Annotated in this window: 13 protein-coding genes; 1 reads left to right on the top strand and 12 read right to left on the bottom strand. The window is 58.0% G+C overall.

Annotation, left to right across the window (positions count from 1 at the left end):
• Nucleotides 1-229 precede the first annotated feature (229 nt).
• The 12 genes from J2Y70_RS07340 to J2Y70_RS07285 all read right to left on the bottom strand — a co-directional run bounded on the left by J2Y70_RS07340 (nt 230) and on the right by J2Y70_RS07285 (nt 13,135).
• Nucleotides 230-706 carry a hypothetical protein gene (locus J2Y70_RS07340; protein WP_309915318.1) on the bottom strand — a complete coding sequence of 159 codons (477 nt, stop codon included), beginning with the start codon at nt 704-706 and terminating at the stop codon, nt 230-232.
• A complete protein-coding gene (locus J2Y70_RS07335) occupies nt 703-1,107 on the bottom strand; it encodes a hypothetical protein (protein WP_309915316.1) in 405 nt (134 codons plus the stop codon). The genes J2Y70_RS07340 and J2Y70_RS07335 overlap by 4 nt, the downstream gene beginning before the upstream one ends.
• Nucleotides 1,108-1,324: 217 nt before the next feature.
• Entirely contained in the window at nt 1,325-2,683 is a 1,359-nt protein-coding gene (locus J2Y70_RS07330) for a hypothetical protein (RefSeq protein ID WP_309915313.1), read from the bottom strand.
• Between the two features lie 54 nt (nt 2,684-2,737).
• Nucleotides 2,738-3,484: a hypothetical protein gene (locus J2Y70_RS07325; protein WP_309915311.1), complete on the bottom strand. Its 747-nt coding sequence runs from the start codon at nt 3,482-3,484 to the stop codon at nt 2,738-2,740.
• Nucleotides 3,481-4,416 carry a hypothetical protein gene (locus tag J2Y70_RS07320; protein WP_309915309.1) on the bottom strand — a complete coding sequence of 312 codons (936 nt, stop codon included), beginning with the start codon at nt 4,414-4,416 and terminating at the stop codon, nt 3,481-3,483. Before J2Y70_RS07320 ends, J2Y70_RS07325 begins: the two co-directional genes overlap by 4 nt.
• Nucleotides 4,417-4,480: 64 nt before the next feature.
• Entirely contained in the window at nt 4,481-6,136 is a 1,656-nt protein-coding gene (locus J2Y70_RS07315) for a protein kinase family protein (protein ID WP_309915306.1), read from the bottom strand.
• An 11-nt stretch (nt 6,137-6,147) separates the two neighbouring features.
• A complete protein-coding gene (locus J2Y70_RS07310; protein WP_309915303.1) occupies nt 6,148-6,870 on the bottom strand; it encodes a hypothetical protein in 723 nt (240 codons plus the stop codon).
• Between the two features lie 2 nt (nt 6,871-6,872).
• A complete protein-coding gene (locus tag J2Y70_RS07305; RefSeq protein WP_309915300.1) occupies nt 6,873-7,706 on the bottom strand; it encodes a VWA domain-containing protein in 834 nt (277 codons plus the stop codon).
• Nucleotides 7,707-8,407: 701 nt separating this feature from the next.
• Entirely contained in the window at nt 8,408-9,262 is an 855-nt protein-coding gene (locus J2Y70_RS07300) for a hypothetical protein (protein ID WP_309915297.1), read from the bottom strand.
• 39 nt (nt 9,263-9,301) lie between these two features.
• Nucleotides 9,302-9,844: a hypothetical protein gene (locus J2Y70_RS07295; protein WP_309915294.1), complete on the bottom strand. Its 543-nt coding sequence runs from the start codon at nt 9,842-9,844 to the stop codon at nt 9,302-9,304.
• Nucleotides 9,845-9,881: 37 nt separating this feature from the next.
• Nucleotides 9,882-12,461, bottom strand: coding sequence for an XVIPCD domain-containing protein (locus tag J2Y70_RS07290; protein ID WP_309915292.1), 2,580 nt, complete (start codon nt 12,459-12,461; stop codon nt 9,882-9,884).
• Between the two features lie 32 nt (nt 12,462-12,493).
• On the bottom strand, nt 12,494-13,135 hold the full coding sequence (locus J2Y70_RS07285) for a DUF1629 domain-containing protein (protein ID WP_309915289.1): 642 nt from the start codon (nt 13,133-13,135) through the stop codon (nt 12,494-12,496).
• A 339-nt stretch (nt 13,136-13,474) separates the two neighbouring features.
• Here J2Y70_RS07285 and J2Y70_RS07280 point away from each other — a divergent pair, with 339 nt between their 5' ends.
• Complete coding sequence (locus tag J2Y70_RS07280) at nt 13,475-14,392, top strand: SGNH/GDSL hydrolase family protein (protein WP_309915284.1); 918 nt, start codon at nt 13,475-13,477, stop codon at nt 14,390-14,392.
• Nucleotides 14,393-14,416: the final 24 nt, after the last annotated feature.

The raw sequence follows: 14,416 nt of genomic DNA, 5'->3' as shown, positions 1-14,416 counted from the left end.
AAAGTGCCCGACAATTGCGGTCGTACCTTCAACCACCCACTCGTGGACGTAGCCGGCGTGCCGCCTAGCGAAATAAACGTAGAGGTTGGGCGATTGTTCGGTGGCATTTCGGAAGTGCTTCAGCCCACGCCCCCCCGAAAGACACGAGCGTAGTTCAAGAACCGCTCCTCTAGCTCTTGCCGCATCTTCTTGGTTCCCCATGCTCGCCGCTGGCGCCACTCCCACATTCTTAGATCCCTCCCCGCATCCGCTCGGCAATCCAGTCCATCCAGCCCGACTGCGCGGCCGAGGAGTTGGCCGCCAGGGGCCCACGGCCAGGGATGACCTGAAGTGCGTCAGCCTGGGCACGGGTCTGCGGAAAGAACGGGCCGTTGACGCCGAGCACAAAGTGATCGCCTTGGATGGCAGCACACATCCCGCAGTGGTTAGCCCAGTAGATAGTGTTAGCGGTCCCCGAGCGCCCGGGCTTGAGCCACGGGGCCACATCTCGCACGTGTGCCGCCACCTGATCTTCCAGGGCATGGATGTAGCGCAGCGTCGACGTCCCACCCGCCTCAGGCTCGTCCTCGGGCTTCTTTATGTCCCCGGTATCAATGAAGGAAGGCACCCACACGGTGATGACGGACGTGGCTTGACTGCACTTCCAGCACGGCATGGTGGACAGCAGGAAGGCATAGCTGGGTGCGGTGAACGTGAGCTCGGTCATACCTGGCCTGCGGCCACGTGACGTTCCAGCTCAGCTGCGAAGTCCACACCGTTCAGGCATGCAGCTAGGTCACTTGCACACAGCGCTCGCCCGTCGCTACGAAGGTTTGCCACGGTGTGTGCCGCCAACAAAGAGGCAGACAGCATCTGCAGGCGATTACGCCCTCCTTGCTCCCAACCAGGCGGCAGCGCCTGAAAGACCGCCAGCGCTTCCTTGCCCGATAGGTATTGCATGCAAGAAAGCCAAGTCCATTGAAGGCCGATTTCCTCGCGCAAGCGGCGCCCCATATCTTGCGGGTCGATCCTCTCCTCCACCAAGTCGAGGAAGAGTTGTCCGGCCACGATGGCCTTCTTCTGCGGTGGGATCTTGGCTTTCCGCTTTGCGGGCCATGGGCTTCTCATGCGGCTTTCCTATGCTCGTAAAAGGTATGCTGCTCGTCGTCCAGCAATTCGAACAGTTCTTCCTTGCCGCCCCATTTTTTAGTTTAGCGACGCTTGCGCATTCTCGGGCTTGAGGTTGGCGACGGTTCGGTCATCTCCAGCAGAGGCTACTTCAGGCCAGTCTCGTCCTAAATTTTAACAACATATATAACGGAATTTTCCGGAATTTATTCCGGTATCAAGCATGGAATGGTGAAATGGCCGCATCAGCATCCCCAAAATGAATCGTGAAGTAGTCGTCGTCCAAGCCATCCATCTCTTCTATCTCTATCCCGACAATCATCCTCCCTTGAGCCAAAGCATCGGAGAAATAGCTTGCTATGCTTGGTGATCCTGGACGTTCATGCGCGATGATGAATTCCTTTTGCGTCACGGCACCAGAAATAAGACCCATTAAACCACGCGAAGAAATACTTACTTTACTCACATTACCACCCTCTACTGTCAATTGATACGCCCCCATTTGACTGTGACCAACACCAGGCTCTAGGCATCTCCGAATTGCGTTATAAGGCGCCTTCTGCGGCGCAGGAAAGTGCTTCATAGCCCCGCGCATCAACCCATCCAAAAGAGCATAGTTCTTTGAAAATTTGTCGCCGGGCAGCTCCCTACCCTTCACACTGACGTTGAACCTTAGCTTCCGATACGTCTTTGGATCCAGGGCCGTTCTACGCTCCTCTACACTTATCAAGGCGACAGCGTCTATGCCAGAGTGCTTCGAAAGGAAGTGATCGACGATTTGAAGTGCACTATAGGTTCCGGGCGTCCGTGACGAGGAAGAAATATTGTGCAAAAGGGCCGAGTCACCATCGCAAGCGACCAAAAGTTTAAGCGCCTGCTCTGGCGCGCCAATGAGCTGATCCTTTTTAGCCTTCAGCGCCTTATAAAGCGGATTCTTCTCCCGAGAAGCCGCAACGTCGTAGCTTAGATAACTGCCTGTTACGGAAGATGCACTCGGATCATATGCAATCGAAAACCTCAAGCTCTCGTCTACTGGCTTGTAAACGTGCTGCTCTTCTGGCGCTTGGCGCACGCCATAAAGCCAAGCGGCAACTTCAGCGCGGAGAAGTTCGATCAACTCACCGCGTTTTGGAAGAGCCAGTTGCATCCTGCCATCCCCATAGCGGCCAATACGTTCTCCTTCGACCTTATAGCTTAGCTTTACCGGGTCGACGCCATGCTTTCGCGCGATTTCGGGGACCGTCTCAAATAGAACATCCACCGGATTTTGCTCATCCAGCCCCTTGTCAGAGACAGCTAAGACATCTCCAGAAACAAGCAACACTTCTCCGTTCGGAGAAGAGTATGTCAACTCAAGGTCAGGCCTCCTGCCACTTGGAAGCGGGACTTCGTGCCTAAGCTTAGCCTCTTGGGAGAACGCGTCCAAAACGACTACCTCCCACATCGCTGGCAGCCGGTTCCAACCGGGCGCATTCAGCCGGCTTACAATTTCCACAATTTGGTTTTCGGACAAGACTCCCTTAAGGCGATCGATCCGCTTTTGTAAGTCGCGTCGGGCGAAGACGAAGTTAGTCATTGCGTGATCTTCCCCTTCAAAGCCAAAAAGTTCGATTGATAGGTCCTGCAGTCATCATTTTGCCAGTGTCATCCAAAGGGCCCGCCCCTGTTCTGAGCTGATATCAGAGAACTGATTGGGATCCCAAGAGTGATGGGTCAGCAGGAGGCCGAGCTCCGAAAGAAGCTTCAGGCATCGGTCGCCAAAATCAAAGATTCCTTGGTATGTCAGGTTCAGAGTGCTGATGTCGAATGGTTTGGGCTCTTCACCCAACTTCTGCATCTCCCAGTGCGCATGATGCTTGTCTCTAAAGGTCCTGACGCTAATGGCTACAGGATCTATCTCCAGTTCCTTCATGGCTTGACTGACCGCGCTCCATCTCTCATCGAACTGGGCCATGTTTTCGTCACGATCTCGCTGGCGCCACTCCTCCCTGGTCCCCTCGCTGACGTATTCCGTGGGGCTATCCTGAAAGGAGTCAAACATGCCGCCATAACTTGTGCGGTAGTGCTCCCGTATCCCGGGCACCTGCAGTTTGCGCCAGATGTTGGTGAGGCTGCCAGTCTTGTCCCCCTTATCAAGGAACAAACGAGCCAACTCGCGGATGAGATCTTGGCCAAGCAAAGGCGTCAAGTGGTTCCAAAGACCTGCGCCTAGGGTCTTATCAAGCTTGGTCTTCATCGCCGCCTTCACCTCTTCATCGAGAACCAAAGGCTTGAGCAAGTATGCTCTCTCGTCTAGGAAATGCGCCTCACTGGTCAGAGCCCGAATGAACCCATCGATCTGTCGGATGCGGTTCTCCAGCGTGTCTACGTTCGTCATCGCCGCCTCAAAATTTTCTTTTCAGCATCCACAGGCACCCTGTGGAAGTTCACATTCAAGCGTTTGATGAGCGCCTTGGTCTTCCTGCCAGGTGCCCTTGGGCACACAAGCACGGCCTCACCGTTGGGTATCTGGCGTGTCGCCAACTGCTCGGCGCGCAGGAGGGCCCGGTATTTCACGCACTGGTAAACGCCACGCATGAGCTCATCCTCCGAGCACTTGCTGGTCTTCACTTCTACGGCCAAACGCCGACGAGTATTGTCGAACAACACGTCCAGCCGGTCGCCACTGCTCAACACCGCTTCGTTTGTGCCAGCCTCAAAGACACCGAAGTCAAGCAGTTCCTCGGGATGCTCTCGCACCCAGAGCTTCAGCGCCTGGTGCTCGGCACTCTCTGGGCCGCCGCCGGCCTGGACTCGTGGTAGCGGCAGCACCTCGCCCTGGTCCGCCTGGACTTCGCCAGCCGCGGGTTCCAACCGGGCCACACCCAGGGCCGCAGCGATCTGATCCCATTTGCCGTAGTGGTAGACCGCATTCATGGCGGCATCGAGGTAAGAGAGCCGGTCCGCGGCCATGCCGGCGCCGTTGTCCCCGAAGAAATAATAGGCAATTTCATCGGCCCCTGTGCTGGGATAGCCGGTTTCCTTGCTCACCACGATGGTGTTGATCGGAGGAATACGCTCCCCGTGCCACTCGGGCTGCTGACCGAGTAGTTCGATGGCCTGGCCAACGGCGCCAATGGCTGGGCCGTATACCGTCTTGCGAGCCTTTGGCTCGTGCCTGAACTCCGACTCCAGTTGCTCGGCCAACTCGCCGTAGAAGATAGGCCGGCCTTCCTTCGCTCGGCGAATCAGGATCGGGAGGATGTCGGCCACGACCTGGATGCGCCAAGGGGTATTGGCGAGGGGAAGCTGGGACCAATCGAATTCCATGAGTGTCCATCCTCTAAGGTCTGAAGCACGCTCTACCAACGCGCAAGGTCTCTCTGTAAGCGACCTACCCCGCAACAAGTCGCCACAGGAGCAACAGGCCTCCCAGGATCAACAGGGAGAGGCATCCACTTTTGGAAGAAGACGCCGGGCGTGCTGCCGGCGGCGAGGGACGGGGAGGCAAGGAACGTGTAGGCGCGTGCCGCGGAGGCGCAGAGACCTGCGGGGTTTGACGCTGCATCCCGGTTAGAAGTTGCTGGTTGCGTGATTGAACGGGAGGTGGAGAGCGTGGTTGAGGCGGCGGCAACTTTGTTCCGGAAGATCCCTTAACCCCCATATCGACGAGGATGTCGCTATTGCGGGTGTTGCTGGCCGGCACACCACCAGCAACTGGTCTTCCAGCCACGGCAAGACGGAACCTGGCGTCCTTCTCGGGTAACTGCTGAAGCTGGCCAGGTGCCGTGATAGTGATGGATAGGCTGGGGTAACCACTCTTGTTGTAGGGAGGATTCACCAAGCCCGCCACGGACACCCAGCGCCCTACCCACGATGCGTCAGGAACATGCGGTTTAATTGCATCAATGCCGTCCACCCAAATTGTCAATCTAACCGATTCCCCTCTCCAATCCGAGAAATTAACGAAGACGTATGGCCTCTTGTTCTTAGTATTGGTCCATCCATTTTTAACCGAATGGATCTTTCCCACTAACTCGACGCGATTGCCCACCATACCCAGCACCTGAGCATAGTTGGTGGCATCGCAAACCACGTAGGGCCCCTGATAAACCACCACCGCATTGTTGGGACGGATGGTGATTGGTCCGATCGGGATTCCCTTGCCTTGTAGGAAATCCGCCAGTGACGGAATGCCTGCAAAAATGCCCGCTGCGACCTTTCCCAGGTTCTCAACGTGTGACTTGAGTCCAGCAATAGCCACCGCTTCTTGGAACACAGCGGAAGCGCCGGGGTTGATAAAATCATTGCGGCGAAACACTACAGCACTGGGCTCGGATCGGGACGTAGCCCAGATCTTCGGCGAAGCCATCAGCGCTTGAAGTGCGACGTCTAGTGTGAGGAACGAAAATCGATCCAGCGTGGGACTGAAGTTATTTGCTGAACGCTGAGGATGCTGGAAATTTAGCTGTCCCAACTCGGTTGCTTTAGCCCCGTTGAGGGGCTCAACGAACATACCATCGTAGTCAATCAGCTGGACGGTGGCCCCATCTGCACTGACCATGACGTTTTCCGGCTGAATGTCGCCGTGAGCAAGGTTGTTGTTCTCAAGAAATGCGGCCAAAGCCGCTAAGGCGCTACGCAACTTCCGGAGCGCTTCGATGTTGCGATGCTCGGCTTCGAGGAACTCGGCCAGCGTGCGCCCGCTGGCCCAAGCCATCTTGACGATGGGATACGCATTGCCCTGGATACGAATGCCGTTGGGGTTGAACTCAAACGGCAAGAAGTAAGGGCTATTGAGCTGCTTCAGACGAGCCGAAATCGCCTGGTAACGACGTTCCAGTTCGCGCGATTCCTTGTGAAAGCAGCGCAGCGCGAACTTCTTGGTGCCCACTGTCACTGTGTAGGTCAGCGCAAACCCGCCGCAAAGTGCCAACGGTAGTCCCAGGCCTGTGGTTTTCAGCTTTCCTTGCTTCAGCTCTGGGTCTTGCAGGACAAACTGCGGCGACTGAAGGGCCTCGTTGTATTGCTCCAAGGATGGGTAAACCATCGTCAAACACCCTAAGACCGGGTAACGGAAACGATGACCAATGTAGAGTCATCGCGTCGAAGGCGTCCGGCGCCGCGCTCCCGATCCACCAGTTCCACAAGCTCCTCAACCTCTCGGATTCCACAAAGCGCTTCCAGTGCAGATTGGTCTTCTTTTTCTTGATGGGCCAAGAGCCAAGCACCCAATGCATCGGTCATGCACAGCAGCAACCGGTAACCTTGCTCTTCGTAACCCCATTGCCAAATGCTGGCTTGCTCGTCGCCCGCAGCGTTCAAGGAGAGGCGAGTCGCTAAAAGCAAGGGCTTCTCTTGGAACTGCTCGGAATGTATATACGGAGCAGAAGCCAGCAATTGCCCCCCATCAACCCACACCGCCAAGCTGTCGCCCGCCGCGGTGATTTGAACCACGTTCCGTTCGGGATGGTCCTGGGCGATAAGGAGCGTCGCAAAGCTGCCGCGCTCGTAGGCAGCCGCTTTGGACCAAGAAAGGCGGCTAGCGTCATGCAAAGCTTCATAGCCCTCCAAGCAACTGGCTACAGCCTCCGGTGACAGCTCTTCTTCCATCATCCGGTCTACGAGCAACCGAGCCCAGTTCCGAGCGTCGAACGACTCTGATGCTCCATCGGACACCACCACACGGCCCCGCTCTGGGTCCGCGAGATAGGCATCCTCGTTGTCGTCAGGCGACTCAACGTGCTTGGGCACAGTCCCCTGAAAGAGGAAGGTCAGTGCCATAATCAGCGCAGCTGCGCAGCCCGGGTTCCAATGTCGAAGAAGTCCACGATCTCGGTAATCTCGCCGTTGAACACAAACCCCCTGGACTCCATCGTGGCCTTGATGCCCTTCTCCTCCGCGACCCTCTGCAAGTGTGGCGGCAAGGCGCTAGACATACGGAACAGCAGCTTGGCATAGGCGTCGCCCAAAGCCGCATCAGAGGTCGGGAACTTGACCGGATCGCTGCCGCTGGTGCTGACATGAAGATTGAACAGCAGCACATTGCCATCGTTCGTGCTGATCTGCTGGAGTTGCTTCGCCAGCGCCTCCGGATCGCCATCTGTCGACTCGCCGTCGGTGACATGCAAGACGGTCGGAGGATAGCTGTCAGGGTGCGCATCGCACCAAGCCACCAGTTGCTCCGCCGCGGCCGTGATGGCCGTGCACATGGGGGTGCCGCCCGATGCCTTGGCTTCAAACCATACCGGGAACTTGATGGATTGGTCGACCAAGCCGCCGGCACCATCGTCCACCCGCTTGGTGCGATTTTCCACCCGAAGCGGGTTGGCTTCGATCTGGGAGATGGGATGGAGCACGGCTGAGGCAAGGCCGCCTGTCAACCCATTCTCCGCGGAGCTGCCCATGTAACCCAGCACGCCGACCTCAAAATAGTCACGGGTGCCTTCGGACTTGGTGCATCGCGTGATCAGGGTAGCGAGGGTCCGATTGAGCACGTCTGCCACGAATTGGGCCTTTGACTTTCCATTTCCCATCGTTTCCTGCATTGAGCCGGACTGGTCGACCAGGAAAAGAAAAGCGGTCGGACTTGTTCTGCTGATCTCGGCGGTGTAGCTCATGGATATCCTCTACGCTGGGAAGATGGGGTATGGACCACCTCACGCCGATAGCGCGAAGTCCTTCCCCTTGAGCCATCATGCCGTGCGACGAATCAAATCTCCATAGCTCACTCGAAAGTCATAGGTCAGATTTTCCCCACCCTTAGTCCTATAAAATTTGTCTACAAAATTTTCTTGCCTTTGGATATGCAATGCCTTAAAGGGACGCGGAGCCGATCAAATTTTTTTCTCTGACCGTCCCCAGCCGCAATACGAAGATAGCGACACACCACCATCCGGAACCGGCATCAAGGTCTCCATTGTGAAGTTCCTATGGAACGATTGGTTCAAGGATCGACATCCACGCCGATTCAAAAGGGGCGGATAAGATGATGCGCGACCTCATCAAGCTCTACCCGAGCAAGCACGACCAAGAGTTAATACAGGCTTTTAAGGGAAGTAAGAGCGTCACGAAAGCGCGCGTCCATTCTCTTCCCACTGATCAGGCAACGCGTCGATCGCAGCCTACGCCTCCTGCCAGGGCAGGTATTGAATGCACGTCATGCAGGACCATTGGAGCGCCACTTCCTCGCGCAGACGCCTGTCGGCAGCCCTCTCGTCGAGGCCTCCCTGGGCACTGTCTAGCAACACATGAGCGGCCGCGATGGCCTCTTCCTATGGGGACAGGCGCCCCTTCTTCTTCGTAAACAATGCCTGCATATTCAAGCCTTCGGTTGTGGAGAGCGCCAGTGTTCGAGCGCCTCTAGGAAACTTATGACACCGTCCTTGCCCATGGAAAACGCTTGGGCCAAGGGCATGGTGACGCCCGACTGGGCAATGCGGTCGCGAAGCGACTGAACCCTTTTTGCCCATACAGTATCCAACAGCGCCAGGTCGCAGTAGTCCACCGCATCCACAGCATGCATTAGGTCGATAGCGTCGTTGCGCGTGAACTTTGCCTTTGGGTCGAGCACTACAACTCGCAGCAGTTCCCCGGAAATAATCTGCTTGCGGCTGCGGCCATCCTTGGGATGCGCTGCCTTTGCTCGGCTCCGGTAGGTAAGAAGCTGCCGGCTTTGAGTCATGGTCACCACCAACTTATCAGCGATTTCGTCCAAGGCCTCCGCCATTTCCATTCGTCGTTCGTGGGCCAACTGGAAGACTCCACTGAAGGCGCCAATGAACGACTGCGCCTGCGCCCACCGGCGCGAGAAGTAATCCATGTTCCGATGATCGGCCGGTGGTGTCGCGCGCTTGGCGGGGTCAGTCTCTCCCCGACGATCTCGCATATCAGCCGGATCGCTCCAAAAGAAGTAGACGTGAGGCACTACCTGAGCAAGCAGCCTTTCCGCCCGCTCAACGTGACGGGGATCGGCGAAGTGCGCGAATTCGCTTATTGATAAGGACGAGAGCAACCAAGTGCCACCGTGCGCTTTGAGGCTTTCCGCGAACCTTGCGGAGAGTTCGTCGCTCTTTGCAATCTCGCGCACACCGCATGTATCGAGGTAAATGGTCGGCGACTCAAAGCGCTGCGTCCAGGCAACGTCATCGCCGTCGAAAGAAAACGAGATTGGCATATTCCATATTCCCTATAATTAGCATCCCAGCCCATAAAATCAGATCCAACGAGATGCTCGACCGTCTCTAAGAACGGCATTGAAAGCCTCACCGATTGCTTGTTCAGTCTCTTTTATTTGAACAAGCGCATGCTTTAGTTTTTCATGCATTTCATCGTCGCCGGCCTGATCGGATGTTTCTGCGAAGAGCCTCCACATTGTATGTAAACGAGTGGTTTGCGAAAAAGCCCAAGCCAGTCGATTTGATGTGAACTGCCCGAACACATCGGCCTTATCGAAGAACTGCGTGGGAAGCTCAAATTTAACTTGAAAAGCCTTTTTTGCAAAATCTCTACGCGCCTCCTGGCTATTTATAAGCCCTAAGAGTATCGACTGATCTTCAGCTGATGGAACAACCAGCGTTCTGAACTGAGCGATTTCGATTTGAGCTACGCCAACCGGCGTGGTCATGATCTGCGCGAGAAGGCGACGAGTAGCAGTCCTTTCCTTGCGACGACGCCAACCATCGACCATCCATATCATCAGTGCGATTATGGCGGCCACAGCGGTCCAGTCGATTCTTGAGCCTTCGCAAATCCACATGACGCCGCCGCTCCCATTTATCTATATGACCGATTTTTCAAAAAGACCTGCTAGGTCCTATTTGAACTTGTGTATTTTGTTGTTGACTCATCTCTAGCTGCTGCTGGCGCACCTGATCCTGCTTAATGACCTCCGCCTGCTGCAGGCTCTGTTCCGCCGGCTGCTGCGCCGCCTCGCGTCCATCAACCCGGGCATGGAACATCGGCAGCTTGTCGCCAAACGGCGCGTAGACCGCCAGCACGTTCTCGGCCCCGTCCTTGCCCAGCGCGCCGGTGACCCGGTCCACCCGCTTCACCAATGGGTCTTCGGTTTGCTGCTTGTAGAGCGCAGCCGTGACGTTCCGGCTCTCCTCCTCGTTCCAGTTCCCTGTTCCGCTGACCCAGGAATGGATGGTCTGGTAGGTGGGATGGTCAGGGTGCGCGGGGTTGTCGGCCAGCATCGGACCCTGCGCCCTCTTCTCCTGAGCCGGTTCGGCCTCCTGCTCCTTGCTGCGGCCTGGCGCGGTGACCGATACCGCGCCCAGCGTCGGCACGCGCGCCATGGCGGGCTGGCCCAACTCGGCCTTGGCTTGGCGCAGTTCCTCGGAGGTGGTCACCGCGACCTGGTGGGCCATCCCGTCCTGGCCGACCTGGTAATGGGCAATCGGGCTGTCGTAGCCGTATTGCCCCTGCTCGTTCGGCTTCAGCTGCTGCATCGTAGGACCGGTCAGGCCTTCCGCCTCCTTCGTTCGCTGGGTGGCGAGCTCCACGGCCTGCAGGTTGTTCTCCTGGGCGTTGAGGTCGATGCCGGCGGCCCGGTAGCGATGCAGGAGCTCGTTGTGCTCCATCTGCGCCGATGTAGGCGCGGGGCGAGCCTCAATGGCCGCCAGGGTTTCCTGGGCGCGCTCCAGCGACGGCTGGCGCATCTGGTTCGTGAGCTCCAGCTCCACCGCCAGGTTGCCGGCGGCCACTCCGCCCTTGCCCGCCCACTGTCCCTCAGCAGTGCGCTGGTAGATCTGGCCGTCGTGTCCCTGCACATGATCCTGTTTGGCCCGAGCGCTCTCCACTGCCGCCGGCATCCCCACGCCGTAGTCCTGCCCGCACTGGGCGGCATGGCTTTCCAGGTAGGCCTGGGCGATGGCCTCGCGGCCGGTGGCGATGTTGTTCTCGATGCACCCCAGGGCTTCCTGGTTCAGGCGCAGCGCCTGCGCCGGGGTAGCGGTCTGCGGTGCATAGACCCCCTGATCGTTGGCGCCCGTCACGCCGGTCTTGACCTGGCGCTCCCAGGACTCGGTGGTCGGATTGCGATGCCAGTTCTGGTTGTCCAACCCAGTTCGATCGCCAGGCTGGGCCGGCAGGTTAAACGGATCCTGCGGTGGAGGCGCTTTGCCCAGCGCGAACTCGGCAGCCTTGGCATTTGCCATGGCGCCCAGCTCCTGAGACTTGATGTAGCTGGCTCCTACAGGTGCCTGTGCGGGCCTGTCGCGCCCGTCGGGCGTGCGGTCGAATGCGCCTTGGCGCTCCCAATCCCGTCCGTTGAACTGCCAGTCCACCCCCGCCTTGTCGGTCTGGTGGAAAATGTCGCGGTTGTCTTTGAGGTCGACGGCCTTGTCGAAGGCCTTGCTCATCAAGACAGCGTCGCCCACCACCAACGCCGCGGGCACAAACCCACTGCTGCTGCCCAGCGCGGCCGCGGTGGCCGCGCCGCCGGCCCAGCCGCCCGCGTTGCGCGCAATGGCGTGCTGAACCTCCGACTGCGCGGCGGTGGTGTTGCCCTGCTCCATCAACGCCGAGGCGGTGCGTGCCGTCATCACCGCATCCGCGCCCGTGGCCAGGAGACCGCCGGCACGGGTCAGGCCGCGGGCGGACGCCTCGCCCATCAACAGTTGCATCGCGACTTCGCCACGCTGTCCGCGCGGCACACGGAGGTTGCGTGCGGCTTCTTCGCCCAAGGTGTTCTCGACCACAGCAACGCCGCCCGGCGACATGGTCAAGCGGCCGTCGTGGTAAGCGCTCGAAATGGCCTGGGACAGCCCATGGCGCTGAAGATCGAGGTTGCCGCCTCCCAGCAGCGGCTGTCCCGAGCCGTGTAAGTGCTGCAAGGTAGAAACGATGCGGCCTTCGTTGTGTGTCACCCCGCTCCACTGGCGCGCATTGGCGCTGGCCTGGCCGTATGCGTCCAACTGCGTCGCGTTTTGGACGGCGTAGCCGTTCGGGTCACCGAAGAATGCCTGGGTGACAGCCCGCGTTTGGTCCATCGTCTGCCCCAGCGCAATGTTCGTGCGCAGGTCGCCATTGATGAGCGCCACCTGCGCGGTGTCGCTCAATCGCTGAACCTTGAGGGCCACTCGATCTAAGGCGTCCGGATCTGCCCTCAACGCCGCCTGGCCATCCTTCGTGGCAGCCAAGTCCTCCAGGGCATCCTTCAAACCAAGGCCATATTCCTTGATGGGGCGGCCCGTATGCGGCGTAACCCCGATGGCGTGAGCAAGTGCCTTGTCGTTGGGCAAATTGATCAGGTTGGTGGCCGCATCCTTATTGAACCGCCCGGAGTCCACAAGCGCCTGCAGCAGAGGATCACGAGTAAACGCCTGCTGCTCGATGGCGTGGTGCGGTTGGAAGAGGGGCTTGTCCGGCATGGCCTAGGATCCTTCCTTGTCGCCTGGTGGAATCAGATATCCGATACGTCAATGAAGGAGATGCCGCTGGCTTCTGCGTCGTCGGGTATCCCGGCATCGTGAACCGCCTCCTTGAACTCTCGATCGCAGAACACGGACGGGTTGAATGGCACCCGGAACACGTGCGACTCCCCCAACACCTCATGCCGGAAGGCAAGGCTGGCTCCCCCACCCAGAGAATAGAACTTCCCACGCACATACTCGTCATCGACCTTGACCTTCAGCCGCGATGACTCTTCGTCCAAAGCATCCAGCTCTCGAATCACGTCGCACAGGAAGTGACGTGGGCCCTTGATGCCATCGACCAAGCGGTAATCCACCTCGGTGAACGCAAAGGCACTGGGATCAACCGAGCACATGACGTCATGGAGTCGCTCGGACACCAACCAGTAACCGCCGAACCCTGGCTCCAGATCACGAGGTTCGGGGCCTGCGCTGGGGTCATAGGTCATCTGCGGTTGTTCGAGCATTGAAGGAAAGCCGCCTTCTTCTGGACGCAGGATCACACGCGGTGGTGACAGCACCTGACGGAGGTTGTCGAATCTCACGCCGCAGGGCTGCCTGTTGCTCTCCATGTCCGATACGACCATGTAGAAGGCACCCGGCCTGGGCTGATTGGTCATCGTTGTGTCCATGCGTTGCGTCCCATCCACCTGGGTATGGTCTCCACCTCAATCGGGCAGAGTCTACCGCCCCCCCCACCTTGCATCGGCAGCCGATTCAGTATAACAGTGACCTTGCACCGCGCCAGGGGCAGCCCGATCGCCCCACACAATTTTTCCGATGGCGCTTGCGACTTGCCTTAGTGTTCCCAGCATACGCAAATACCACCGCCAACAAAAAAGGTCGATGTCGATCATCTGTCTTGTTCGGGGATTCAAGGGCAGGCAAAAAGCAGGAACCACTCATGCGATCCGCACCACCCAAGCACTCAAGACAATCAGTGCCAACAAACATCAGTGAGGAGCATAAGCATGACTCGCAAGAACGATCTGAGGAGCGCATTGGATACCGGCGAGCAACTGGCGTCGGAAATCTTGAAACGACGCAAACCGGCAACAGCCCGGCGCAAGGCGGCCATTAAATCCGCTGACGTCAGTGCCTATGCCAAGGAAGCCTCTGCCTCAATCCGGTCCGGCATCAGCATCGGCACTTTGATCGCAGAAGGCGACTCCTGGTTTGACTACCCCTTCAATGACATCTTAAAAGGCCTGGAAGATGACTTCGGCTATGACGTAGAGTCCGTGGCCAAAGCAGGCGACCGGGTCGAAGACATGGCCTATTCCGGATCTCAGCTGAACGATCTGGTGCGTCGTATCGAAAAGGTAATTCGTCGCGGAGATACCCCCAAAGCCATCCTGCTCTCCGGCGGCGGCAACGACATCGCCGGGGAGATCGAATTGGGCATGCTGCTCAACCACGCAAACTCAAACATCGCAGGACTCAACAACAAGGTCATCGATGGGGTGATCAATGAGCGCCTGCATTACGCCTATGTCAGCATTCTCTCAGCCATTACCAAGGTTTGCACCGATATGCTGGGCAGCCCTGTGCCCATCGTGCTGCACGGCTACGACTACCCCGTGCCCGATGGGCGTGGATTTGCCGGTGGATTCTGGTTCCTACCCGGCCCGTGGCTCGAGCCCGGCTTTCGCTTGAAAGGCTATATGGCCATGCCCCAACGCCTGACCCTCATGCAGGAGATAATCGATCGATTCAATGCCATGCTCCAATCGGTAGCCAAAAGCCGCGAATTTCCGCATGTGCACTACTTGAACTTGCGTACGACCTTACAACCCAACGAAAAATGGTGGGCCAACGAGCTACACCCGACCAAAAAAGGATTTGCTGCGGTTACAGCCTTGTTCGCGGCCAAGATTGCGCCACTCTGAGCGTTCGCACTCAGCGGGAGCCAA

This window comes from Xanthomonas sp. 1678, from assembly GCF_031455575.1.
Lineage (GTDB): Bacteria > Pseudomonadota > Gammaproteobacteria > Xanthomonadales > Xanthomonadaceae > Xanthomonas_A.
This window is presented reverse-complemented; position numbering and strand designations above follow the sequence as displayed.

Bases quoted from the DNA above. Each gene is read 5' to 3' on its own strand.
- J2Y70_RS07340 (WP_309915318.1), bottom strand. From the start codon at position 706: ATGACCGAGCTCACGTTCACCGCACCCAGCTATGCCTTCCTGCTGTCC.
- J2Y70_RS07335 (WP_309915316.1), bottom strand. From the start codon at position 1,107: ATGAGAAGCCCATGGCCCGCAAAGCGGAAAGCCAAGATCCCACCGCAG.
- J2Y70_RS07330 (WP_309915313.1), bottom strand. From the start codon at position 2,683: ATGACTAACTTCGTCTTCGCCCGACGCGACTTACAAAAGCGGATCGAT.
- J2Y70_RS07325 (WP_309915311.1), bottom strand. From the start codon at position 3,484: ATGACGAACGTAGACACGCTGGAGAACCGCATCCGACAGATCGATGGG.
- J2Y70_RS07320 (WP_309915309.1), bottom strand. From the start codon at position 4,416: ATGGAATTCGATTGGTCCCAGCTTCCCCTCGCCAATACCCCTTGGCGC.
- J2Y70_RS07315 (WP_309915306.1), bottom strand. From the start codon at position 6,136: ATGGTTTACCCATCCTTGGAGCAATACAACGAGGCCCTTCAGTCGCCG.
- J2Y70_RS07310 (WP_309915303.1), bottom strand. From the start codon at position 6,870: ATGGCACTGACCTTCCTCTTTCAGGGGACTGTGCCCAAGCACGTTGAG.
- J2Y70_RS07305 (WP_309915300.1), bottom strand. From the start codon at position 7,706: ATGAGCTACACCGCCGAGATCAGCAGAACAAGTCCGACCGCTTTTCTT.
- J2Y70_RS07300 (WP_309915297.1), bottom strand. From the start codon at position 9,262: ATGCCAATCTCGTTTTCTTTCGACGGCGATGACGTTGCCTGGACGCAG.
- J2Y70_RS07295 (WP_309915294.1), bottom strand. From the start codon at position 9,844: ATGTGGATTTGCGAAGGCTCAAGAATCGACTGGACCGCTGTGGCCGCC.
- J2Y70_RS07290 (WP_309915292.1), bottom strand. From the start codon at position 12,461: ATGCCGGACAAGCCCCTCTTCCAACCGCACCACGCCATCGAGCAGCAG.
- J2Y70_RS07285 (WP_309915289.1), bottom strand. From the start codon at position 13,135: ATGGACACAACGATGACCAATCAGCCCAGGCCGGGTGCCTTCTACATG.
- J2Y70_RS07280 (WP_309915284.1), top strand. From the start codon at position 13,475: ATGACTCGCAAGAACGATCTGAGGAGCGCATTGGATACCGGCGAGCAA.